The organism is Mycobacterium sp. IS-1264, assembly GCF_001954195.1.
Taxonomy (GTDB): Bacteria; Actinomycetota; Actinomycetes; order Mycobacteriales; family Mycobacteriaceae; genus Mycobacterium.
The window spans coordinates 43,772-65,890 of record NZ_MBES01000046.1 but is presented as its reverse complement, the minus strand read 5'-3'; the positions used below and the strand labels follow the sequence as shown (position 1 = coordinate 65,890).

Here is a 22,119-nt window from a genome sequence, read left to right as displayed (position 1 = left end):
GTAGTGGGTTGGGCGCGGTGACGACTTGGGCCGGGACGGGGGAAGCGATCGTGCTCCGCCGGCGCTATCGGGAGGCGAATTGATTCCTCGGGGCCCGCGGGTAGTCTTCCGTGCAAGAAACTATGAATGGCGTTGGCCAATGCGACCAAGGCATTGAGGATTCGCGGTGCACCTCCGGTACATAAGCCAAGGCGCATTAATCATGTTCGCCGGTGGCGACCCTTGGAAAGTCAACGCCACCCTGCAAAGTGGCCGGCCAGCCCAAATCTCCGATCTCGCACAGGCATTTCATGACGCGGGCCGGTCCACCGAGCAAGCTGAAAGCGCATTCCGCCAGGCACGAACCCGGTTCGACAAGGCTTGGACTCGCGAGAATGGCGAGAACCCAATCAACGACTCGGCCGAAGTGCAGCGCGCGACCACCAGCCTGGGCCTGCAAGCGAGCCAGCTCCCCAAAATCGGCGCCGATCTGGAAAACGTCGCCGCCTCCCTGGCTGAGGCACAACGATCCGGCAGTCACGAAATCGGAAATTTGGAAAGCCAACTGCAAAGGATCGACGAGCAGATTGGCGAAGCCGTCGAGATGGAGAGAGATCCCAACTTAACCGCACATGAGCGACAGTTACTCGACGACCACATCAACGGTCTTGAACAGCGCGCGATCGACGACACCAAGGCATCGCTTTCAAAGCTCGAAGGCATCCGCGATCGATATTCTGACCTGCTGCGCCTCTCGATGACCAACCTGCGAGAGCAAGACGGATACGACCCGTCGTTCGTCCGTGGGCTAGGCGACCCGATACCGGAATCAACCGGACAAGATGAGCAACGCCGTCAAAACCAAATCGAAGCGTTCAAGCAGGTCTTCGGCCGTGAACCGTCGTCGGCAGCTGATTGGGACACGGCGGCAGCTCTCGACCCCCACAGTTACGATCCCAAATATCAGGGCGTCGGGCCGCAAATTGAGGTAGTGAAGATCCGCCCCGTGCCCGGACAGGGCGTGGTCCGTGTCTCGCAGTGGATTGCGCAGCGGGATGTGACAAGCTATCCATTCCCCAATCGCGATTTGGGAAATAACAGGGGCCCTAATTCACACTTCGACCCGGAGGATACCAAGGTTACGACGTATATCGACTACGAGAATGGCGTCGTGGTGCTGCGCCAGAATCCATCTGTCGAGGAGACCTCGGCCGGCACACCCGGGCAGGTGAAAGTTGGCACGCCCCATGGCAGCGTTACCCAACTGACTGACGGCTCAGTGCGGGTCAAATACGACGCTGGCAATCCTTTCGCGCCAAGCATCACGGCAGATCCAAACGGGCCGTTCGCGGGCCATACGGTAACGGTCAATGGTGACCTCGTTTTCACCCCCGGCCCGGAAGGCGTGCAAGTTAACGGAACACGCACTGACTACCCGTCGCTCGAGGTGTATCAAGATCTACCGGGAGGCGGAACGCGCACGGTGCTGATCGACCCCGCGCAGTCTGGGAGTTCATCGGGACCGGCTCTGAATCTGCCGTTCCATCACGATGTCGGCCCACTCGGCGGCAAGGCTTTCGCGCCGTTCGACACCGGTGGATGGAATCCCAAGTACGACGTGCCAATTCCGTTGCCGCCGACGGAGTTCGGTCCAGTCACCAGCCCGCCATCAGTGCCGCCGCTGCCCACCGGTGGCGCAGTTCCGGCTTGATAGTGACAGGAAAGCCACATGCCGACTTTTGTCCGACCGCATGACCTAGATGCCCGCGCGTGGCGCACGGCGACCTGGTCGGCACCGTTCGTAATCCAACTCGTCCTGGGGTTGCTGCTCGTGGCCTTGTGGTTGCTGGGCAAGTGGCCGTACGCGACGCATAGCGCACACGCGGGTGAGCGGACCTGGATGCTGACGGCAACCGCCATCACAACTTTGGCGTCATTGGTCACCAGCGCACTACTTATGAGGTCACCGTCCGCCCGTCATCGCGGTCTGTCGCTCAGCCTCGCCGGGTCTTCGGCCGTCGTCGTTCTCGGTGGAATCCTTTTTGCTTTCCTGGTATTGCGCTGAAAGGGCTCGGATGACCGAAGAATCGGTGATCGACACGTCGAAGAGTCGTTATGGCCCAATCAGTTTCGTCGCGGCCTTCGCCAACGTATTCGTGGTGGAGGTAGTCACTTGGCTTTTTGTGCTCCCAATGCCGCCACTCGCGCTAATCGTGTTCCCGGCATCGTTGGTTTACACGGTGCTCTGCGCCGTTGTTGTGAAGGCCCCCGGGAAAATCGGCCAGGCCGGCCGCGGAATGCTGGTCGGCAGCTTGGCAGGACCGCTGTCGCTGATCATCTTTATTCCAGCTTTTATCATCGCGCACGCCGTCGGCCCGATCTGACAAATTTCGATTACCCCCGGCGGGGTGAGCGGCGAGTATGTCCGGAGGCCCAGCTCGTGCCAGCTACTATCGCTTGGGTGTCGGATGGCGAACAAGCCAAACCGCGTCGACGCCGGGGGAGGCGCCGGCGCCGTGGTGCTCCAGATTCGGCCGAGAACCTTACGAACGGCCAAGCGGCCGGTGACGCCTCGGTGACCAAACCACGCCGATCGCGCTCGTCGCGCCGCGTGCCGGACCGGCTGCGCACCGTGCACGAAACATCCGCCGGCGGGCTGGTCATCGACGGCCTCGACGGGCCCCGCGACAGCCAGGTTGCCGCCCTTATCGGTCGCATCGATCGACGCGGACGGATGCTGTGGTCGCTGCCCAAGGGCCACATCGAGCAGGGCGAGACCGCCGAACAGACCGCCATTCGTGAGGTTGCCGAGGAGACGGGAATACGGGGCAGCGTGCTGGCAGCGCTGGGACGCATCGACTATTGGTTTGTCACCGATGGCCGCCGGGTGCACAAGACCGTGCACCACTATTTAATGCGTTTCTCCGGCGGCGAGCTCTCGGACGACGACCTCGAAGTCGCCGAAGTGGCGTGGGTGCCGATGCGGGAACTGCCGTCGAGGCTCGCCTACGCCGACGAGCGTCGCTTGGCCGAGGTCGCCGACGAACTGATCGACAAGTTGCAGAGCGACGGTCCCGCCGCGCTTCCGCCGCTGCCGCCCAGCTCGCCCCGACGCCGCCCGCAGACGCATTCGCGCACCCGGCATTCCGACAAACCTGCCGGCCGGAAGAACGGTCACGGGCCGGGGCCGTGATTGTGCCGCGACTCTGCTGGACGGGCCTGGTGCGCATTGCCGCCGTGGTCGGCATGGTGGCCGGTTTTGCGGTACTGCTCAACGGGCCCGTCATCGCGCCGCGCGCAGCCGCCGGCGAACCCGGGTCGACGCCGTTTGTCCGTATCCGCATCGACCAGGTGACCCCGGATGTGGTCACGACGACGAGTCAACCGGTCGTCACGGTCAGCGGCATGGTGATCAACATCGGCGACCGTCCGGTCCGCGACGTCATGGTCCGGCTCGAGCACGCCGCGCCCGTCGCCGCGTCGGCGAGCTTACGCACCAGCCTCGACGGTGGCACCGACCAATACCAGCCGGCAGCGGATTTCCTGACGGTCGCACCGGAACTGCAGCGCGGTCAACAAGCCGCCTTCACCCTGTCCGTCCCGCTGCGGTCGTTGAGCAAGCCGTCGTTGGGCATCGATCAGCCCGGGATCTACCCAATCCTGGTCAATGCCAACGGAACTCCCGACTACGGCGCCCCCGCCCGGCTCGACAACGCGCGCTTCCTGCTGCCGGTGATCGGTGTGCCGCCCGACCAAGCCGACGACCTGGGCTCGGCCGTTGCGCCCGATACGTCGAAACCCGTGTGGATCACGATGCTGTGGCCGCTGGCCGATCGGCCCCGGTTGGCCCCGGGCGCGCCCGGCGGCACCATTCCGGTCCGGCTCGTCGACGACGACTTGGCCACCTCGCTGGCCACCGGTGGTCGGCTGGACATCCTGCTCTCGGCGGCCGAGGTCGCCACAAGCCACGATGTCGACCCCGACGGCGCGGTTGGACGCGCGCTGTGCTTGGCGGTCGACCCGGATCTGCTGGTCACCGTCAACGCGATGACGAGTGGCTACGTCGTGTCGAACTCGCCCGACCTCGCCGCTCAACAACCAGGTAGCCCCACCCACCCGGGGACCGGTCAGGCCGCTGCGACGGTGTGGATGAACCGGTTACGCGCGCTGGCGCACCGCACCTGCGTCACCCCGCTGCCCTACGCGCAAGCCGACCTCGACGCCTTGCAGCGCGTCAACGATCAGGGGCTGAGCGGGATCGCCACCAACGGCGTCGGCGACATCGTCGACCACATTCTCGACGTCCCCTCCGCCCGCGGGGCCACCCTGCTGCCCGACGGCCCGTTGACCAACCGAGCGGTCGACTTGCTCAGTGCCAACGACAGCACCGTCGCCATCGCGGCGGCCGACCTGGCCGCCCAGGACTCCGCCAGCGACTTGCCCACGACCGTCGACACGAAACCCCGGCGATTGTCGCCCCAGGTGGTGCTGGCGCCGTTCGACCCGGCCGTCGGCGCGGCGCTGGCCGGAGCGGGGACCGACCCCACGGTGCCTACCTATCTGGACTCGTCGCTGACGGTCCGGCTCGCGCACGACTCGGAGACCGCCCGGCGCCAGGACGCGCTGGGTTCGATGTTCTGGCACTCCCTGCAGCATGACGCCGCGCCGCGCACCCAGATCCTGGTTCCGCCGGCGACATGGCACCTGCAGGCCGACGACGCGCAGGTGATCCTGACCGCGCTGGCCACGACGATCCATTCCGGCCTGGCGATACCGCGCCCACTGCCCGCGATGATCGCGGAGGCCGCGGCTCACAACGAGGCGCCGGGGCCGACGGACGCCTACCTGTCGGCCCGCGGCCGCTTCGGCGACGACGTGACCGCCGACATCGGTCATCAGGTTGGCAGGCTGTGGGGGCTGACGTCGGCCCTGACGACCGACGAGCGCACCGGCCTGACCGGCATCCAATACACCGCTCCCCTGCGCGAGGACATGCTGCGTGCGCTCAGCGAAGCCGAACCGCCGGACACCCGCAACTGGCTGGCCGCGCAGCGCCTAGCGGTGGTCGGCACAACCATCAACGACTTGTTCGGTGCCGTCACGATCGTCAATCCAGGTGGCTCCTACACCCTGGCCACCGAGCACAGCCCGCTCCCGCTGGCGCTGCACAACGGCCTCGCCGTCCCCATTCGGGTGCGACTACACGTCGACGCCCCGCCCGGGATGAACGTCTCGGACGTCGGGCAGATCGAACTGCCGCCGGGATACCTGCCGCTGCGGGTGCCCATCGAGGTGAACTTCACTCAGCGGGTCGCCATCGACGTGGCGCTGCGGACGCCGGACGGCCTGCGGCTGGGCGAGCCGGTGCGCTTGTCCGTGCACTCCAACGCCTACGGGAAAGTGCTTTTCGCGATCACGCTGAGCGCGGCGGCGATCCTGGTGCTGCTGGCCGGACGGCGGCTGTGGCACCGATTCCGCGGCCAGCCCGACCGCGCCGACCTGGACCGGCCCGACCCACCCGACCACAGACCCGCCCATTCGCGAGGCGAGATCCCCGATCGGGTCGATCAAGAGCACCGAGTATGAAACCCGCCTACCGGCGACCCCAGCCGCGGCCGGGTACCCGCGGACCCGCCTCGCCGCCGACTGGGCCGCTGCCCCCGGTGCCGGAGCTGGCACGGCGACGACCCGAACTGTCCGACGCCGCGCTGGTGTCGCGCTCGTGGGCGATGGCGTTCGCCACGCTGATCAGCCGGATCACCGGATTCGCCCGCATCGTGCTGCTGGCCGCCATCCTGGGCGCCGCGCTGTCCAGTGCCTTCTCGGTGGCCAACCAGCTGCCGAACCTGGTCGCCGCACTGGTGCTGGAGGCGACGTTCACGGCGATTTTTGTTCCGGTGCTGGCCCGTGCCGAGCAAGACGACCCCGACGGCGGCGCGGCGTTCGTGCGGCGCCTGGTCACGCTGACCACAGCGCTTCTGCTGTTTGCGACGGCGCTGTCGGTGGTCGCCGCACCGCTGCTGGTCCGCCTGATGCTCGGCCGCGCTCCTCAGGTCAACGAACCCCTGACGACGGCCTTCGCCTACCTGTTGCTGCCGCAGGTGCTCGCCTACGGCCTTACCTCGGTATTCATGGCAATCCTCAACACCCGCAACGTGTTTGGGCCGACGGCATGGGCCCCGGTCGTCAACAACGTCGTGGCGCTCGCAACCCTGGGCGTGTATCTGGCGGTCCCCGGTGGACTTTCGGTCGATCCCGTTCGGATGGGCAACGCCAAGCTCCTGGTGCTCGGCGTCGGCACCACCGCGGGCGTGTTCGCGCAGACCGCGGTCCTGCTGATCGCGCTGCGGCGCGAGCGGGTCAGCCTGCGCCCGCTGTGGGGAATCGACCAGCGGCTCAAGCGATTCGGCGCGATGGCCGCCGCGATGGTGCTCTACGTGCTGATCAGCCAGCTCGGCCTGGTGGTCGGCAACCAAATCGCCAGCACCGCAGCCGCTTCCGGACCGGCGATCTACAACTACACCTGGCTCGTGCTGATGTTGCCGTTCGGCATGATCGGTGTGACGGTGCTGACCGTCGTGACGCCACGGCTGAGCCGCAACGCCGCCGCCGACGACACCCGGGCGGTGCTGGCCGACCTGTCGCTGGCCACCCGACTGACCTTGATCACGCTCATTCCGATCGTGGCGTTCATGACCGTCGGCGGGCCCGCGATCGGCAGCGCACTGTTCGCCTACGGGCACTTCGGGGGGGTCGACGCCGGATACCTGGGTGCCGCGATCGCGCTGTCGGCATTCACGTTAATCCCTTACGGGCTGGTGCTTTTGCAGCTGCGGGTGTTCTACGCGCGCGAACAGCCGTGGACGCCGATCGTGATCATCCTCGTCATCACGGCCGTCAAGATCGTCGGCTCGGTGCTGGCCCCGCACCTCACCGGCGACCCCAAGCTGGTGGCCGGTTTCCTCGGGCTGGCCAACGGCATCGGTTTCCTCGCCGGCGCGGTCGTCGGCTACCAGTTGTTGCGGCGCGCGCTGCTGCCCCGCGGCGGCCACCCGGTCGGCGTCCGGGAGGTGCGCACGGTCCTGGTGACGGTTGCCGCGTCGTTGCTGGCCGCGTTGATTGCCCATGTGGTCGACCGGCTGCTGGGGCTGAGCGACCTGACGGCCCACGGCGGCGCCGCCGGTTCGCTGCTGCGACTACTGGTCCTGGCGACCATCATGCTGCCGATCATGGCCACGGTCATGGTCCGCGCGCGCGTCCCCGAGGCCCAGGCGGCGATGGGCGCCGTCAGTCGCCGGATCCGGGCGCGCAGCGGGCGCTGGGAGCAACCGCCTGCGCGTCGCACGGCGGCTGTACCGGATCGATCGTCTCACCGCCGGCCCGTCACGTACCCTGAGCAGAGGAATTCGTCCCCGCCGGGGGTAGGTGCGGTCCAGGAGCCGATCCGGCGCAGGCCTCCGGAGCGGGCCGACAGCGTCCGGATAGCGAAAGGACCGGAGGTGACCGACCGCCCAGTAGACAGCGCCGCATCCGGCCCCGCGTCAGGCGGCAAGTTACCGCGTCCGGTTGCCGACGACTTCGAGCCCGACATTCCGGCCCCCGATAGTCCGGCCAAACCCGATTCCGCGGCGCCGCGGCCGTCCGACCAGCGCAACGGCGATCTCAACAGCGAGGCCGCACGCGGGCCGATACCGTTCGATGCGCCCCGCGAACGAAGCGCGGAATCGTCGACGTCCACCGACGACGTCCACCTGGTGCCCGGCGCTCGCATCGCCGGCGGCCGCTATCGGCTCCTCGTCTTCCACGGCGGGGCTCCGCCCCTGCAGTTCTGGCAGGCGCTCGACACAGCGCTGGACCGGCAAGTGGCGCTCACGTTCGTCGATCCCGACGGGGCGCTGCCGCATGACGTGCTGCAGGAGGTCCTCGCCCGCACGCTGCGGCTAAGCAGGATCGACAAGCCCGGTGTCGCCCGAGTGCTCGACGTCGTGCACACGGGATTCGGTGGCTTGGTGGTCGCGGAGTGGATTCGCGGCGGCTCGCTGCAGGAGGTGGCCGACACCGCGCCGTCGCCGATCGGCGCCATCCGGGCGATGCAGTCGCTAGCCGCCGCCGCGGACGCGGCCCACCGCGCCGGGGTTGCCTTGTCGATCGATCACCCCAGCCGGGTGCGCGTCAGCATCGAGGGCGACGTGGTGCTGGCCTACCCGGCGACCATGCCCGACGCCAATCCGCAGGACGACATCCGCGGAATCGGCGCCGCGCTCTACGCCCTGCTGGTCAATCGTTGGCCGCTGCCGGAACACGGGGTCCGCAGCGGACTGGCCCCGGCCGACCGCGATTCCTCGGGCCTGCCCGTCGAACCCACGGTCATCGACCGCGACATCCCCTTCCAGATCTCGGCGGTCGCAGTTCGCGCGGTTCAGGAAGACGGCGGAATCCGCAGTGCGTCAACACTTTTGAACCTGTTGCAGCAGGCGACCGCGGTGGCGGACCGCACCGAGGTGCTCGGACCCGTCGACGACTCACCCATTGCGCCGAGCCCCCGCGAACCCGCCGGTCCGCTGGACGAGGCCACATTCGCGCGACGGCGTCGCAACGTGCTGATCGGGGTGGGCGCCGGCGTCGTCGTCCTCGTGGTGGCGCTGTTGGTGCTGGCGTCGGTGGTGAGCAAGATCTTCGGCAACGTCGGCGGCGGCCTCAACAAGGACGAGCTCGGACTCAACGGGCCGTCGTCGTCGACCAGCTCTTCGGCCCCCAGCTCCGCTCCGGCGGGCACTGTCGTCAAGCCCACCAGGGCGTCCGTCTACTCCCCTGACGGTGATGCCGACAATGCGGGTACGGCCGGGCAGGCGATCGACGGTGACCCCACCACCGCCTGGGCTACCGAGGTCTACACCGACGCCGTTCCGTTCCCCAGTTTCAAGCAGGGCGAAGGGTTGATGCTGCAGCTGCCCAACCCGACCGTCGTCGGCCAAGTCACGATCGACACCCCGAGCAGCGGGACCAAAGTCGAGATCCGGGCGTCGTCCACCCAGACGCCGTCGAAGCTGGAGGACACCACCGTGCTCGCCCCGGCGTTCACGCTCAAACCCGGCCACAACATCATTCCGGTCAAGGCCGGGTCGCCGACCTCGAATCTGCTGGTGTGGATTTCCACGCTCGGAACCACCAACGGCAAGAGCCAGGCCGGTTTCTTCGAGATCACCGTTCAAGCCGCATCCTGACGGCGCTCACAGATCCGCGGTGCGGTGAAGTGCCGCGCGATCACCTATTGGTTACTGTCCGGCCGTGGGTGTGGGGGGAGAGGTCGAGCGCGAACGCAGCGACGCCGAGCTGCTCGCCGCCCACGTCGCCGGCGACCGCTATGCGTTCAGCGAGCTGTTCCATCGTCATAGCCGGCAGCTGCACCGCCTGGCCCGGTTGACCACCCGCACCCCCGAGGACGCCGAAGACGCGCTGCAGGACGCCATGCTCTCGGCCCATCGCGGCGCGGGTTCGTTCCGGCACGACGCCGCGGTCGGAAGCTGGCTGCATCGCATCGTGGTCAACGCCTGCCTGGATCGGCTGCGGCGCACCAAGACGCAGCGGACTGTGCCGCTCGAGGATGTCTACCCGGTGGCGGATCGCAGCGCGCAGGTCGAAACAGCGATGTTGGTGCAGCGCGCCCTGGGTCGACTCCCAATCGAACAACGGGCCGCGATCGTGGCGGTCGACATGCTGGGCTGTTCGGTTGCCGACACCGCACGGCTGCTCGGCATCCCCGAGGGGACCGTCAAGAGCCGATGCGCCCGCGGCCGGGTTCGCCTGGCCGAGCTGCTCGGCTACCTCAACACCGGTGCCCACGCCGCACCCGACGCTCCAGCCGGTCAGGCGTGACGGTTCAGTGGGCCGCATGTGGCCATCGGTCTGTGCATGACGGACACTGGGACGGATGGGTGAAGCCGAGAACGATCCCGCGGATCATGGTGCGGCGGCAGCAGATCCACCGCTGACGGTCGAGCGGCTCGCCGACTTGCAGGCCGGCCTGCTGGACGACGATGCCGCCGCCCGGGTACGCGGACAAGTCCGCGCCAACCCCGAGGCCGAGAACGTCCTTCGTGCGCTGAATCAGGTGCGCCGCGATGTCGCCGACGCCGGCGCGGCGGCCCCCGAGGCTCCCCCCGAGGTCGTCGCCAGGATCACCGCGGCGCTGTCGTCGGCCGACCCACGCGGCGCCCCCGCGGCACACTCCGCCCGGCCGCGGCCCGCGCGAGGCCGGGTCGCCGCGGGTGTGGCTGGTTTGTGCGCGGTGCTGGCCGCGATCGGCATCGGCACGGCGGCGCTGATCAACGCGCCCACGCCGATACCGAGCACGGCGGTCACCGCCGAGCACATCACCGTGTCGACGCCGCCGATGGTGGTGCCGCTGTCGCAGGACGAGATCCTCTCCCTACTCGACCGCCGACCCGAGTACGGCCCGCTCACCGACCCGTCTCGTCGCGCGTCCTGCCTGAGCGGCCTGGGCTATCCGGCTTCCACGCAGGTGCTGGGAGCTCGGCCGATCGACATCAACGCCCGGCCCGGCGTCCTGCTCGTGCTGCCTGGCGATACACCCAACAACCTGGCGGTCTTCGCGGTCGCACTGAACTGCAGCGCGGCCGATACCGGCCTGCTGGCCAACACGCAAGTCCCGCGCCCTTAGTGTGATGCCACGTGTTGCGCGCCCCAGCGGGAACAGCAATGCCTACGCTGGCGTTCGACACAACGACGCCCTGTACTCCGAAAGGCCCGCATGACCGCCGCCCCGTCCGCTCCTGACCCCATTCACGACGTCATCGTCATCGGTTCCGGTCCCGCCGGGTACACCGCGGCCCTGTATGCCGCCCGCGCGCAGCTCGCACCGCTGGTCTTTGAGGGGACCTCGTTCGGTGGCGCGTTGATGACCACCACCGACGTGGAGAACTATCCCGGCTTCCGTGACGGAATCACCGGCCCGGAGTTGATGGACGAGATGCGCGAGCAGGCACTGCGCTTCGGAGCGGACCTGCGGATGGAGGACGTCGAGTCGGTGTCGCTGGACGGACCGGTCAAGTCGGTCGTGACGGCGGAGGGCGAAACCCACCGCGCCCGGGCCGTCATTTTGGCGATGGGCGCCGCGGCGCGCTACCTGCAGGTCCCCGGCGAACAGGAGTTGCTGGGCCGCGGGGTGAGTTCCTGTGCCACCTGCGACGGGTTCTTCTTCCGGGACCAGCACATCGCCGTCATCGGCGGGGGCGACTCCGCGATGGAGGAAGCCCTGTTCCTGACCCGGTTCGCCACCACCGTGACGCTGGTGCATCGCCGCGAGGAGTTCCGGGCATCGAAAATCATGCTGAATCGCGCCCGCAACAACGACAAGATCAAGTTCGTCACCAACCACACCGTCGCCGCGGTCGAGGGCGACACGACGGTGACCGGATTGCGGCTGCGCCACACCGTGACTGGTGAACAAACCACGCTGCCGGTGACCGGCGTCTTCGTCGCGATCGGCCACGAGCCACGTTCGGCGTTGGTACGCGACGTCGTCGATGTCGACACCGACGGATACGTGCTCGTCAAGGGGCGCACCACCAGCACGTCGCTGGAGGGTGTGTTCGCGGCAGGCGACCTGGTGGACCGCACGTATCGGCAGGCGGTCACCGCCGCCGGCAGCGGTTGCGCCGCGGCGATCGACGCCGAGCGGTGGCTGGCCGAGCACGAAGAGTCAGACGCGGCCGGCGAGACACAGCAGCTGACCGTAGGAACACATTGATGGGAGCGTCACGATGACCGAAAACGCCGGCGGCACAATAGAAGTCTCCGACTCGTCCTTCTCAACCGAAGTGTTGTCCAGCAATAAGCCTGTGCTGGTTGACTTTTGGGCAACCTGGTGCGGGCCGTGCAAGATGGTCGCGCCCGTGCTCGAAGAAATCGCCGCCGAACGCGCCGAACACCTCACCGTCGCCAAGCTCGACGTCGACGCGAACCCCGAAACGGCGCGCGACTTCGAAGTAGTGTCGATCCCCACAATGATTCTGTTCAAGGACGGTCAGCCGGTGAAACGTATAGTCGGCGCCAAGGGCAAAGCCGCCTTGTTGCGTGAGCTTTCCGACGCCGTTCCCAACCTCGCCTGAACCCCGATCCGCGTCGCGGCACGAGGCCGCCGCTTAGCCTGGGGTTTTCCGAAAATCGAGAAGGATCTGCGACAATACCGGTTAGCTCTAACCCGTATTTCCAGCCTGTCAGTCCGTCCCGGAGGGCCCTTGGTATGCCGAGTCCGCGCCGCGAAAACGGCGACGCGCTGCGCTGTGGTGACCGCAGCGCTGCTGTGACCGAAATCCGGGCGGCGCTGGCTGCGCTGAACCTGCTGGACAATTCCGAGGAAGACCTGACCACCGGCAGGCATGTGGCCCTCGAACTGTTCGACTCCGAGCTCGACCAGGCCGTACGCGCCTTCCAGCAGCACCGTGGACTGCTGGTGGACGGCATTGTCGGCGAGGCCACTTATCGGGCGTTGAAAGAGGCGTCCTACCGGCTCGGCGCGCGCACGCTGTATCACCAATTCGGCGCCCCCCTGTACGGCGACGATGTCGCGACCCTGCAGGCTCGGCTACAGGACCTCGGCTTCTACACCGGCCTGGTCGACGGCTACTTCGGTTTGCAGACGCACAACGCGTTGATGTCGTACCAACGCGAGTACGGGCTCGCCGCCGACGGCATCTGCGGCCCGGAAACGTTGCGCTCCTTGTACTTTCTGAGTTCGCGGGTCAGCGGCGGCTCGCCCCACGCGATTCGCGAGGAAGAACTGGTGCGCCGATCGGGGCCCAAACTCTCGGGCAAGCGGATCATCATCGATCCCGGCCGCGGGGGCGCGGATCACGGCTTGATCTGCCACGGCCCGAACGGACCCATCAGCGAAGCAGACGTGTTGTGGGACTTGGCAAGCCGGCTTGAGGGGCGGATGACGGCCATCGGCATGGAGACCTTTCTATCCCGGCCGACCAATCGCAGCCCGTCGGATACCGAACGTGCCGCGACGGCCAACAACGTCGGCGCGGACCTGATGATCAGCCTGCGCTGCGAGGCTCAGCGCAGCCCTTCCGCCAACGGCGTCGCGTCATTTCATTTCGGCAACTCGCATGGATCGGTGTCTACCATCGGCCGCAATCTCGCCGACTTCATTCAGCGAGAAGTGGTGGCCCGCACCGGTTTACGGGATTGCCGCACACATGGCCGAACATGGGATCTGCTCCGGCTCACGCGGATGCCGACGGTTCAGGTCGACGTCGGTTACATCACCAATCCACGCGACCGGGACATGCTGGTGTCGACGCACACCCGCGACGCGATCGCCGAAGGTATCCTCGCCGCGGTGAAGCGGCTGTATCTGCTGGGCAAGAACGATAGGCCCACCGGCACCTTCACCTTCGCCGAGCTGCTGGCCCACGAATTATCGGTGGAACGCACAACCAGGCTCGGCGGTTCCTAACCCTGCTGGGGCGGCGGCTACGTATTCGTGGCCGTCGACCCGGCGCCGACCGGCTGCTCGAGCTGGGCATTGGCCAGCAAGCGCTCCAGCGCCGCCTCCACCTCAGCCTTCCAGCCCAGCCCCTTGTCGAGCTCGAGCCGCAGCCGAGGGAAGTACGTATGTGGCGCCACCACAACGAAACCCACGTCCTTCAAGAACTCCGCATCGATGACGCAGTGTTCAACGGTGCAGTCGCCGAGGGCTTCCAGCACCGGGCGCACACCGGGATCGACCATGCGGGGGTCCTGTAACTCCGACGCAGCCGGCGTGCGGCCGAAAGCTTCCAGCGCCCGCACCCCGCGCCGCACCAGCTCGTCGATGACGCGGGCCAACAGGCTGTGCGGCAAGTCGTCTGCGGCCTGTCCGGGCTCGATCCCCATCGACGTCAGCAACACCGCATCGGCGGATACCGGCGCGGTAGGAAACCGCTGTGCCCGCGGAACCGCTCGCGGCGGTGCGTAGAGGACATAGCCGAGGCACGGCGGCTCGGCGTGGCTGCGTTCGTCGGGCACCGCCGTCGCGACCTGACCGCACGAGCCCCACTCCAGCATCACCATCGACAACCAGGCTTCTTTTTCGAATTCCGGATCGGCGAGGTGGTCCTGGTTACCGAGAGTCGCGGGGTCGACCTCCCAGAAGACGCAGCGGCGCGCATGCTTCGGAAGATGCTCGAAGGCTTCGAGCCGCAGCGGTGAGATTCGAGCAGACACTAGCCTCCTGGCTTCCGTGCGTACCGCAGACCCGGATATCCCCAGGCTGACATGCACCGGCAACCCCTCCAGGATAGGAGAGTTTGCCTTCGCGGGGCCAGTGTTCGCGCAGCCTCGTGACCCGCCCGGCCCGGCCCGCGGTCCAGCCGGGTGCGCCGGTCCGTTCAACTCCGAAAATCGTTGTCGCCCAGTGGTTCTCCGGCACAGCGCCCTGGCCGCAGCGGGTTGATTCGAGCCGGGAACCCGGCCGGTGTCACAGTGACGTAATTACACCGTGTGGCTGATCATGGGTTGGGCGGGGTCATCACGTCGATGATCCGCTGCAGGTCTTCGACCGAGGCAAACTCCACGACGATCCGCCCCTTGCGTTTGCCAAGGCTGACCGTGACGCGCGTATCGAAGGTATTCGACAGCCGGTCAGCAACGTCCTGGAGGCCCGGCATCTGGATTGGTTTGCGCCGCGGAGGCGCAGGCTTGTGCCCCTCCCCGCGATTGGCCAGCGTGACCGCTTCCTCGGTGGCGCGCACCGACAGGCCCTCCGCGACGATCCGGCTGGCCAGCTCTTCCTGCGCCTCGGGGCCGGCCTCGAGGGACAGCAGCGCCCGGGCATGGCCGGCCGACAGCACCCCCGCCGCCACTCGACGCTGGACCGCGATCGGCAGCTTGAGCAAGCGGATCATGTTGGTGATCAGCGGCCGCGATCGGCCGATGCGGGTCGCCAGTTCGTCGTGGGTGACATCGAACTCGTCGAGCAGCTGCTGGTAAGCCGCCGCCTCTTCCAGAGGGTTCAGCTGCACCCGATGGATGTTCTCCAGCAGGGCGTCCCGCAGCAGGGTGTCATCCGTGGTCTCGCGGACGATGGCCGGAATGGTGGCCAGGCCCGCCTCCTGGGCGGCCCGCCAGCGCCGCTCCCCCATGACGATCTGGTAGCGCGCGCCGCTCGCCGCCCCGGACACCGCCCGCACCACGATGGGCTGCAAGAGGCCGAACTCGCGGATGGAGTGCACGAGTTCGGACAGCGCCTCCTCGTCGAAGACCTGCCGTGGCTGGCGGGGATTGGCCTCGATGTCGGCCGGTGCGATCTCGCGATACACCGCCCCCACCCCGGCGGCGTCCGGCGCCGGTCCCCCGATCAACACGTCGGCGGCCGCATCCCCCATCCGGGGGCCAAGGGTCGCCGGGCCCGAGTCGCCCTCGGCCGGACCGGTGGGAATGAGCGAAGCCAAGCCCCGGCCAAGGCCGCCCTTCCTGCGTAACGGCTGCGTCATGATCGTCCCTTCGGTAGTCAGTCGCGTAGCGCGAGTTCGCGGCTCGCGTCCAGATAGCTCATCGCCCCGCGCGAGCCCGGGTCGTAGTCGATGATCGTCATGCTGTAGCCGGGCGCCTCCGAGACCTTGACGCTGCGCGGAATCACCGTGCGCAACACCTTGCGTCCGAAGTACCGGCGCACCTCTTCGGCCACCTGGTCGGCCAGCTTGGTCCGCCCGTCGTACATCGTGAGGATCACGGTGGTCACGTCGAGCCGGGGATTCAAATGGGCCTTCACCATCTCGATATTCCGCATCAGCTGTGACACGCCCTCGAGCGCGTAGTACTCGCACTGAATCGGGATCATCACCTCGGGCGCGGCGACGAGCGCGTTGATGGTCAACAACCCCAGTGACGGCGGGCAGTCGACAAAGACGTAGTCGAAGTCGAACTGGTCGAGCGCGGCCAAAGCGTTACGCAATCGGTTCTCGCGCGCAACCATGCTCACCAATTCGATCTCGGCACCGGCCAGGTCGATCGTGGACGGGACGCAGAACAGCCGCTCGCTGTGTGGGCTGCGGCGCAGCGCGTCCTGCAGCGAGACCTCGCCGAGGAGGACCTCATACGACGACGGCGTACCGGCCTGCCGGTCGGTGATCCCGAGCGCCGTGCTCGCATTGCCCTGCGGATCGAGATCGATCACGAGCGTCTTGAGCCCCTGGACGGCGAGCGCGGCGGCGAGGTTGACCGCCGTGGTGGTTTTACCGACGCCGCCCTTTTGGTTCGCGACGGTGAAGACGCGGCGGTGATCCGGCCTGCGCAACGGCGGATACGTGGTGTGGAGGACCCGCATAGCGCGCTCGGCGGCGGCCCCGATCGGGGTGTCGTATTCCTCCGATGTTTCACGTGAAACATGCGCCACCGCGTCCGCCGGGTCGTCGTACTCGGTGGCGCTCGCCTGTCCGGGCGCGACACCCGACGCGGGCGGCGGGGCGGCGGGCCAGTCTCGCGGAGAACTCATCGATGTCCCCTGTTCCCCGTTCGTGCCGACCCCTGCCGCGGCTGGCTTGCGCGTCGCGCTAAGACCACGGTTGCGGGCGGACGCAAATAGTTCGCGCCACATGTGACCACCCTGGCATCAACGGCGCCGGACGCCGCCATCACACGCCGGTGCGCCTGGAGTTCGTCCGGGGCGCGCTCACCCTTGATGGCCACCATCCGACCGCCGGGCCGTAGCAACGGCATACTCCACTTCGTCAACTTGTCCAATGCTGCAACCGCTCGCGACACAGCCGCGTCCCTTCCCCCGTACCGTTCCCGCACCCAAGGTTCCTCGGCCCGGCCGCGCACCACCTCGACGGCCAACCCTAGTTCGGCCACCACCTCATTGAGAAACTCGCTCCGGCGCAATAGCGGTTCGAGGAGAACGACCCGGAGGTCGGGCCGCGCGATCGCCAACGGGATCCCCGGCAGCCCGGCGCCGCTGCCGATGTCCACCACCCGATTCCCCGGATCCAGGAGCTCGCCGACGGCGACACTGTTGAGCAGATGCCGGTCCCACACCCGGCCCACCTCGCGCGGTCCGAGGAGGCCTCGTTCCACCCCGGTCGACGCCAACAGTTCGGCGTACCGCTGCGCAATAGATATATGTGGCCCGAAGATCGCGGCGGCGTCCGGCGGCGGTAACGACTCGGCACGGGTTGCCGGCGCGGCAGGATCTAGCGTCCCCTCGCAACGGCCGACATGTTTCACGTGAAACATCCCTCTGGTCTTCGTGCCGCGCGGCGCAATCGCCGCGGCGAACTACACCGCTGTAACTCCTAGTCGAGCAGGACCACGACGCGGCGCGACGGCTCCGCGCCCTCGCTCTCGCTGTGCACCCCCGGGACCGCCGCGACGGCGTCGTGGACGATCTTGCGCTCGAAAGGCGTCATCGGGGCGAGCTCCTCTCGCTCGCCGCTGTCCAGCACGCGTCGCGCGACCTTGTCGCCCAGCGCGGCCAGCTCCTCGCGGCGCCGGCGACGCCAGCTCGCGATGTCGAGCATGAGCCGGCTCCGCACACCGGTCTTCTGGTGCACGGCCAGCCGGGTGAGCTCCTGCAGCGCGTCGAGCACCTCGCCGGTCCGGCCAACCAACTTGTTCAGGTCGTCGCTCCCGTCGATGCTCACCACCGCGCGGTTGCCCTCGACGTCCAGATCGATGTCGCCGTCGAAGTCCAATAGGTCAAGCAACTCCTCGAGGTAGTCGCCGGCGATTTCCCCCTCGGCGACCAACCGCTCCTCCAAGGCATCGCCTTCGTCGGCGGCCCCTTCTGCTGGCGCCCCGTTTTCGTTGACGTCCTCAACCGACGGTTCGACGTCAACGTCGGGCTCGGTGATGTGTGCGTCCGTCATGCCTTTCTCTCCCTCATCCACGGGTCCCCGTTTTCTCTCGCCTGTCCGAAGCGGTCCCCTAGCGTGTGGCACCCTCGTCAGCGTTTGCGTTTCTTCGGTCGCGCTCCCGGCCGCGGGGTGCGATTGCCCGGAGCGTTGTTTCGTGTGCCGGGCTTCGGCTTGTCTGCCTGTTCCGTTGTCTCGGCTTGCCGATCTTCGGAGCCATCGGAGTCCGCCTTTGGCGCTGCCGGCTCCGCGTCGTCATCAGCGACCGTCGCCGAGCCATTAGCGCTCGGCGGGGTCGGCTTCGGGTTGCGCTTGGGCTTGGCTCCGGGCGCCGGCGCGTTGGCCGCCCGGCGCTTGATGACTTCCTGCTTCTTGGCTTCGTCCTCTTTCTCGATCATGCCGAACACGTAGTGCTGCTGGCCGAAGGTCCAGATGTTGTTCGAGAACCAATACAGGATGATCGCGAGCGGAAGGAACGGCCCACCGACCACCACACCGAGCGGAAACACATACAGCGCAAGCTTGTTCATCATCGCGGTCTGCGGGTTGGCAGCCGCCTCCGGGCTCTGCCGCGCGATCGATGCCCGGCTGTTGAAGTAGGTTGCGATGCCGGCGAGGATCATCACGGGGACGCCGACCGCGACTACCGCGGGGCGACTGAAATCGGTGAAAGCCTCCATGCCCGTGCGCTGTGTCATGGACGCGCCGATCGGCGCACCAAACAGGTTGGCGTCCAGGAAGTGCTGCACCTCGAGCGGGCTGAACATGTAGTTGCCGGTAAGCCGGTTTTGGATCACCGAAAGGTGCGGCTGACCGAATCCGCCCTGCGTTCGGTTGAACGACCGCAGCACGTGATACAGCCCCAGGAACACGGGGATCTGCGCCAGCATCGGCAAGCAGCCCAGGATCGGATTGAAGCCGTGCTCGCGCTGCAGCTTCTGCATCTCGAGCGCCATCCGCTGGCGGTCCTTGCCGTACTTCTTTTGCAGCGCCTTGATCTGTGGCTGCAGCTCCTGCATCTGCCGGGTGGTGCGGATCTGACGCACGAACGGCTTGTACAGCAAGGCTCGCAGGGTGAACACCAAGAACATCACCGCCAGGGCCCAGGCGAAGAAGTTCGATGGGCCCAGCAGCGCCGCGAACAACTTGTACCAAACCCACATGATCCACGACACCGGGTAGTAGATGATGTCGAGGCTGAAAAAATCAAACAAAAGATCCGCTCTCCCCTCGCGCCCCTGGCGCATCCCAGACGTCGCTGCCGTCCTCGAAGTTCGCCCGGCATCCGCGGCGCTCCGGTATCGGGTCCCATCCTCCCTGATGCCATGGGCCGCACTTGGCGAGCCTGACCGCCGCCAACCAGCTGCCGCGAATCAAGCCGTATTCGGTGAGCGCATCGACCGCGTACTGGCTACATGTCGGAACGAAACGGCACGTCGGCGGTCGCAGCGGCGAAACCATGTGCCGGTACGTCTGGATGAGAAAAATCAGCAACCGCGCGGCGGCCCTGCCCGAACCCCCGACTACCGCGCGCGCCCGCGCCGCCCGATTCACCGGCGCGTCCCTGCCAGCTCACAACCGCGTCGCAGAGCGCTTCGCAGCTCCTGGGTCAGCCGCGCCGATGACGCCTGCCGACTACTCGGCAGCGCACGGATCACCACCAGATCGGATTGATCGAGATCGCCCAGCAGGCTTCGCGCCGCATGCCGCAACCGGCGCGCGACCCGGTGACGGTCGACGGCCGACCCCACCGCCTTCCCGATGATCAGCCCCACCCGCGGGCCGCTATTGGCGTGGGTGCGCCGGCGGAAATAGACGACGACGTCGGACTGCACCAGGCGCGCCCCGCATTTGACGGTCGCGTCGAACTCAGTCGACCGCCTCATACGGTTGCGTGCGGGAAGCACCGCCAAAACCTGACGTTGCGATCAGGCAGACAGCGCGCGTCGGCCCTTACGGCGCCGGTTGGACACGATCGAACGCCCCGCACGGGTCCGCATCCGCAAGCGGAAGCCATGCACGCGGGCTCGGCGCCGGTTGTTCGGCTGGAAGGTCCGCTTGCCCTTGGCCACGGCGTTCTCCTCGTTGTGTCTCGCTCAAAGCTTTCCCAGCCATCCGGCCGCTCACGATTCGCAACCGCGGGGGTCCGTGTGTCGGTCGAAGCTGGTCTCGCTACTGGCCGGCGCGGTCCCCAGGCAGGTTCACCTAGGTCGCAGCCGTATCGCCGACTTTCGGGCGACTGTTTGAGGGTACTGATGCGCCTTCGCTGGGTCAAACTTGGCCTGCCCCAACGGACCCACACCCGACCGGCGCGAAAACATTCGTTCTCGGCGACCCGATCCCGACCGAAACCGCACCGGATCGAAGCACGCCCCAAAGAACTTTAAATAACCCGATTGGAATGCAGCAGAACGGTTGGCAGCCGCACGGAAAACTGTTAGCTTCGGGCATGCCGTTTCAGCGTGAGACGGCGCTCGACAACGAAGCGAGGATGGCGGATCAACTAGCTGCCTAGGCGACCTGCGTGGGTTGCCACCAGCATGGAGATCGCGGGCCGTCGCCGTAAGGCTGTGGCTCGTTTACGCTCATCCTGTCCACACCTGTGTATAACTATGTGGACAGCTGCTTTGTCGCCAAGCTGGCAGTTCCTCGACGTCGGACCAGGGAGATACGTCGTTGACCGATGACCCCGGTTCAACTTTCACGACAGTGTGGAACGCGGTCGTCTCTGAGCTCAACGGCGAACCCACCGCAGACGGCGTCGCCACCAATCGCACGACGCTTGTCGCCCCCCTGACCCCTCAGCAAAGGGCATGGCTGAATCTGGTCCAACCACTCACCATCGTCGAGGGGTTTGCTCTGCTGTCGGTGCCGAGCAGTTTCGTCCAGAACGAGATCGAACGTCATCTGCGCGAACCCATCACCGACGCGCTGAGTCGCCGGCTCGGCCAGCAAGTCCAACTCGGGGTGCGCATCGCCCCGCCCGCGGAAGACGGCGACGACGCCGTCCTGCCTCAAACCGACATCTTCGTCGACGACACCGACCTCGAAACGTCAAGTGACATCGACGAGGCTGACGAAAACGGGGAACCCGTCATCGACGACGAGCAGGGTTGGCCCAACTACTTCACCGAGCGTCCCCACATCATCGACCCGGCCATCGCGGGCGGAACCAGCCTCAACCGCCGCTACACCTTCGACACCTTCGTCATCGGTGCTTCCAACCGGTTCGCCCACGCGGCGGCGCTCGCCATCGCCGAGGCGCCCGCCCGCGCGTACAACCCGCTGTTCATCTGGGGCGAATCCGGCCTCGGCAAGACACATCTGTTGCACGCGGCCGGCAACTACGCGCAGCGGTTATTCCCGGGGATGCGGGTCAAGTACGTCTCCACCGAGGAGTTCACCAACGACTTCATCAACTCGCTTCGCGACGACCGCAAGGTCGCGTTCAAGCGCAGCTACCGCGACGTCGACGTGCTGCTGGTCGATGACATCCAGTTCATCGAAGGCAAAGAAGGTATCCAGGAGGAGTTCTTCCACACCTTCAACACGCTGCACAACGCGAATAAGCAGATCGTCATCTCGTCGGACCGCCCGCCCAAGCAACTCGCGACGCTCGAAGACCGGCTACGGACGCGGTTCGAGTGGGGCCTGATCACCGACGTGCAGCCGCCGGAACTGGAGACCCGCATCGCGATCTTGCGGAAAAAGGCGCAGATGGAGCGTCTCGCGGTGCCCGACGACGTACTCGAGCTCATCGCCAGCAGCATCGAACGCAACATCCGCGAGCTTGAGGGCGCCCTGATCCGGGTAACGGCGTTCGCGTCGTTGAACAAGACCCCGATCGACAAGGCGCTGGCCGAGATTGTGCTTCGTGACCTGATCGCCGATGCCAGCACCATGCAGATCAGCGCGGCGACGATCATGGCCGCCACCGCCGAATACTTCGACACCACAGTCGAAGAGCTCCGCGGCCCGGGCAAGACCCGCGCGCTGGCTCAATCACGACAAATCGCGATGTACCTGTGCCGCGAACTCACCGACCTCTCGTTGCCCAAGATCGGCCAGGCGTTCGGCCGTGATCACACCACCGTCATGTACGCCCAGCGAAAGATCTTGTCCGAGATGGCCGAGCGACGCGAGGTGTTCGATCACGTCAAGGAACTCACCACGCGCATCCGTCAGCGGTCCAAGCGCTGATTCCGGCCGCTTCCCGTCATCTTTTTTCAAAAAACTTCTCGCACCCCTGTAACACCAGCCACACGTCGAAGTTGTGCGC

Annotated in this window: 20 protein-coding genes; 11 read left to right on the top strand and 9 right to left on the bottom strand. The window is 66.8% G+C overall.

The genetic code is table 11. The annotated features are described in order from the left end of the window. The first annotated feature begins 166 nt into the window (after positions 1-166). The 10 genes from A5744_RS08460 (at position 167) to A5744_RS08410 (ending at position 13,465) form a co-directional block, all read left to right on the top strand. A complete protein-coding gene (locus A5744_RS08460; protein WP_076060052.1) occupies positions 167-1,690 on the top strand; it encodes a hypothetical protein in 1,524 nt (507 codons plus the stop codon). A gap of 364 nt (positions 1,691-2,054) precedes the next feature. Continuing rightward, positions 2,055-2,363 (top strand): hypothetical protein, encoded by a 309-nt coding sequence (locus tag A5744_RS25305; RefSeq protein ID WP_346425763.1) that lies wholly within the window; start codon positions 2,055-2,057, stop codon positions 2,361-2,363. A gap of 77 nt (positions 2,364-2,440) precedes the next feature. Beyond that, positions 2,441-3,172 carry an NUDIX hydrolase gene (locus tag A5744_RS08445; protein ID WP_083679242.1) on the top strand — a complete coding sequence of 244 codons (732 nt, stop codon included), beginning with the start codon at positions 2,441-2,443 and terminating at the stop codon, positions 3,170-3,172. Beyond that, complete coding sequence (locus A5744_RS08440; protein ID WP_139331285.1) at positions 3,169-5,565, top strand: hypothetical protein; 2,397 nt, start codon at positions 3,169-3,171, stop codon at positions 5,563-5,565. Before A5744_RS08445 ends, A5744_RS08440 begins: the two co-directional genes overlap by 4 nt. Beyond that, the gene (locus A5744_RS08435; RefSeq protein ID WP_076060049.1) at positions 5,562-9,203 is read left to right on the top strand and encodes a lipid II flippase MurJ; all 3,642 of its coding nucleotides are present in this window, start codon (positions 5,562-5,564) and stop codon (positions 9,201-9,203) included. The genes A5744_RS08440 and A5744_RS08435 overlap by 4 nt, the downstream gene beginning before the upstream one ends. A gap of 64 nt (positions 9,204-9,267) precedes the next feature. Beyond that, positions 9,268-9,855 carry an RNA polymerase sigma factor SigM gene (gene sigM / locus A5744_RS08430; RefSeq protein ID WP_076060047.1) on the top strand — a complete coding sequence of 196 codons (588 nt, stop codon included), beginning with the start codon at positions 9,268-9,270 and terminating at the stop codon, positions 9,853-9,855. A gap of 55 nt (positions 9,856-9,910) precedes the next feature. Then, positions 9,911-10,660 (top strand): hypothetical protein, encoded by a 750-nt coding sequence (locus A5744_RS08425; protein WP_076060046.1) that lies wholly within the window; start codon positions 9,911-9,913, stop codon positions 10,658-10,660. Positions 10,661-10,750: 90 nt separating this feature from the next. Then, entirely contained in the window at positions 10,751-11,749 is a 999-nt protein-coding gene (gene trxB, locus A5744_RS08420) for a thioredoxin-disulfide reductase (protein WP_076060044.1), read from the top strand. A 13-nt stretch (positions 11,750-11,762) separates the two neighbouring features. Then, entirely contained in the window at positions 11,763-12,110 is a 348-nt protein-coding gene (gene trxA / locus A5744_RS08415) for a thioredoxin (RefSeq protein WP_076060043.1), read from the top strand. Between the two features lie 134 nt (positions 12,111-12,244). After that, complete coding sequence (locus A5744_RS08410; RefSeq protein ID WP_076060041.1) at positions 12,245-13,465, top strand: N-acetylmuramoyl-L-alanine amidase; 1,221 nt, start codon at positions 12,245-12,247, stop codon at positions 13,463-13,465. 17 nt (positions 13,466-13,482) lie between these two features. Here A5744_RS08410 and A5744_RS08405 read toward each other — a convergent pair whose 3' ends face one another. The 9 genes from A5744_RS08405 to rpmH form a co-directional block, all read right to left on the bottom strand. Next, positions 13,483-14,214: an acetyltransferase gene (locus A5744_RS08405; protein ID WP_076060039.1), complete on the bottom strand. Its 732-nt coding sequence runs from the start codon at positions 14,212-14,214 to the stop codon at positions 13,483-13,485. 284 nt (positions 14,215-14,498) lie between these two features. After that, on the bottom strand, positions 14,499-15,482 hold the full coding sequence (locus tag A5744_RS08400) for a ParB/RepB/Spo0J family partition protein (RefSeq protein WP_076060037.1): 984 nt from the start codon (positions 15,480-15,482) through the stop codon (positions 14,499-14,501). A 17-nt stretch (positions 15,483-15,499) separates the two neighbouring features. Next, a complete protein-coding gene (locus tag A5744_RS08395; protein WP_076060035.1) occupies positions 15,500-16,483 on the bottom strand; it encodes a ParA family protein in 984 nt (327 codons plus the stop codon). Next, complete coding sequence (gene rsmG, locus A5744_RS08390; protein WP_076060033.1) at positions 16,480-17,223, bottom strand: 16S rRNA (guanine(527)-N(7))-methyltransferase RsmG; 744 nt, start codon at positions 17,221-17,223, stop codon at positions 16,480-16,482. The genes A5744_RS08395 and rsmG overlap by 4 nt, the downstream gene beginning before the upstream one ends. A 59-nt stretch (positions 17,224-17,282) precedes the next feature. Further along, the gene (locus A5744_RS08385) at positions 17,283-17,855 is read right to left on the bottom strand and encodes a R3H domain-containing nucleic acid-binding protein (protein WP_076060073.1); all 573 of its coding nucleotides are present in this window, start codon (positions 17,853-17,855) and stop codon (positions 17,283-17,285) included. 77 nt (positions 17,856-17,932) lie between these two features. Then, positions 17,933-19,087: a membrane protein insertase YidC gene (gene yidC / locus A5744_RS08380; RefSeq protein WP_076060031.1), complete on the bottom strand. Its 1,155-nt coding sequence runs from the start codon at positions 19,085-19,087 to the stop codon at positions 17,933-17,935. Then, positions 19,047-19,394, bottom strand: a complete 348-nt coding sequence (gene yidD, locus A5744_RS08375; protein ID WP_076060030.1) for a membrane protein insertion efficiency factor YidD — start codon at positions 19,392-19,394, stop codon at positions 19,047-19,049. The genes yidC and yidD overlap by 41 nt, the downstream gene beginning before the upstream one ends. Then, positions 19,391-19,747, bottom strand: a complete 357-nt coding sequence (rnpA, locus tag A5744_RS08370) for a ribonuclease P protein component (protein ID WP_076060028.1) — start codon at positions 19,745-19,747, stop codon at positions 19,391-19,393. The genes yidD and rnpA overlap by 4 nt, the downstream gene beginning before the upstream one ends. Before the next feature lie 21 nt (positions 19,748-19,768). Further along, the gene (gene rpmH, locus A5744_RS08365; protein ID WP_076060026.1) at positions 19,769-19,912 is read right to left on the bottom strand and encodes a 50S ribosomal protein L34; all 144 of its coding nucleotides are present in this window, start codon (positions 19,910-19,912) and stop codon (positions 19,769-19,771) included. Positions 19,913-20,516: 604 nt separating this feature from the next. Here rpmH and dnaA point away from each other — a divergent pair. Further along, positions 20,517-22,040: a chromosomal replication initiator protein DnaA gene (gene dnaA / locus A5744_RS08360; RefSeq protein WP_076060025.1), complete on the top strand. Its 1,524-nt coding sequence runs from the start codon at positions 20,517-20,519 to the stop codon at positions 22,038-22,040. Positions 22,041-22,119 lie beyond the last annotated feature (79 nt).

Coding starts and splice junctions, on each gene's coding strand:
- trxA (WP_076060043.1), top strand. CDS start 11,763: ATGACCGAAAACGCCGGCGGCACAATAGAAGTCTCCGACTCGTCCTTC.
- rsmG (WP_076060033.1), bottom strand. CDS start 17,223: ATGTTTCACGTGAAACATGTCGGCCGTTGCGAGGGGACGCTAGATCCT.
- A5744_RS08385 (WP_076060073.1), bottom strand. CDS start 17,855: ATGACGGACGCACACATCACCGAGCCCGACGTTGACGTCGAACCGTCG.
- A5744_RS08410 (WP_076060041.1), top strand. CDS start 12,245: ATGCCGAGTCCGCGCCGCGAAAACGGCGACGCGCTGCGCTGTGGTGAC.
- A5744_RS25305 (WP_346425763.1), top strand. CDS start 2,055: ATGACCGAAGAATCGGTGATCGACACGTCGAAGAGTCGTTATGGCCCA.
- trxB (WP_076060044.1), top strand. CDS start 10,751: ATGACCGCCGCCCCGTCCGCTCCTGACCCCATTCACGACGTCATCGTC.
- yidC (WP_076060031.1), bottom strand. CDS start 19,087: ATGCGCCAGGGGCGCGAGGGGAGAGCGGATCTTTTGTTTGATTTTTTC.
- A5744_RS08395 (WP_076060035.1), bottom strand. CDS start 16,483: ATGAGTTCTCCGCGAGACTGGCCCGCCGCCCCGCCGCCCGCGTCGGGT.
- A5744_RS08400 (WP_076060037.1), bottom strand. CDS start 15,482: ATGACGCAGCCGTTACGCAGGAAGGGCGGCCTTGGCCGGGGCTTGGCT.
- A5744_RS08425 (WP_076060046.1), top strand. CDS start 9,911: ATGGGTGAAGCCGAGAACGATCCCGCGGATCATGGTGCGGCGGCAGCA.
- A5744_RS08435 (WP_076060049.1), top strand. CDS start 5,562: ATGAAACCCGCCTACCGGCGACCCCAGCCGCGGCCGGGTACCCGCGGA.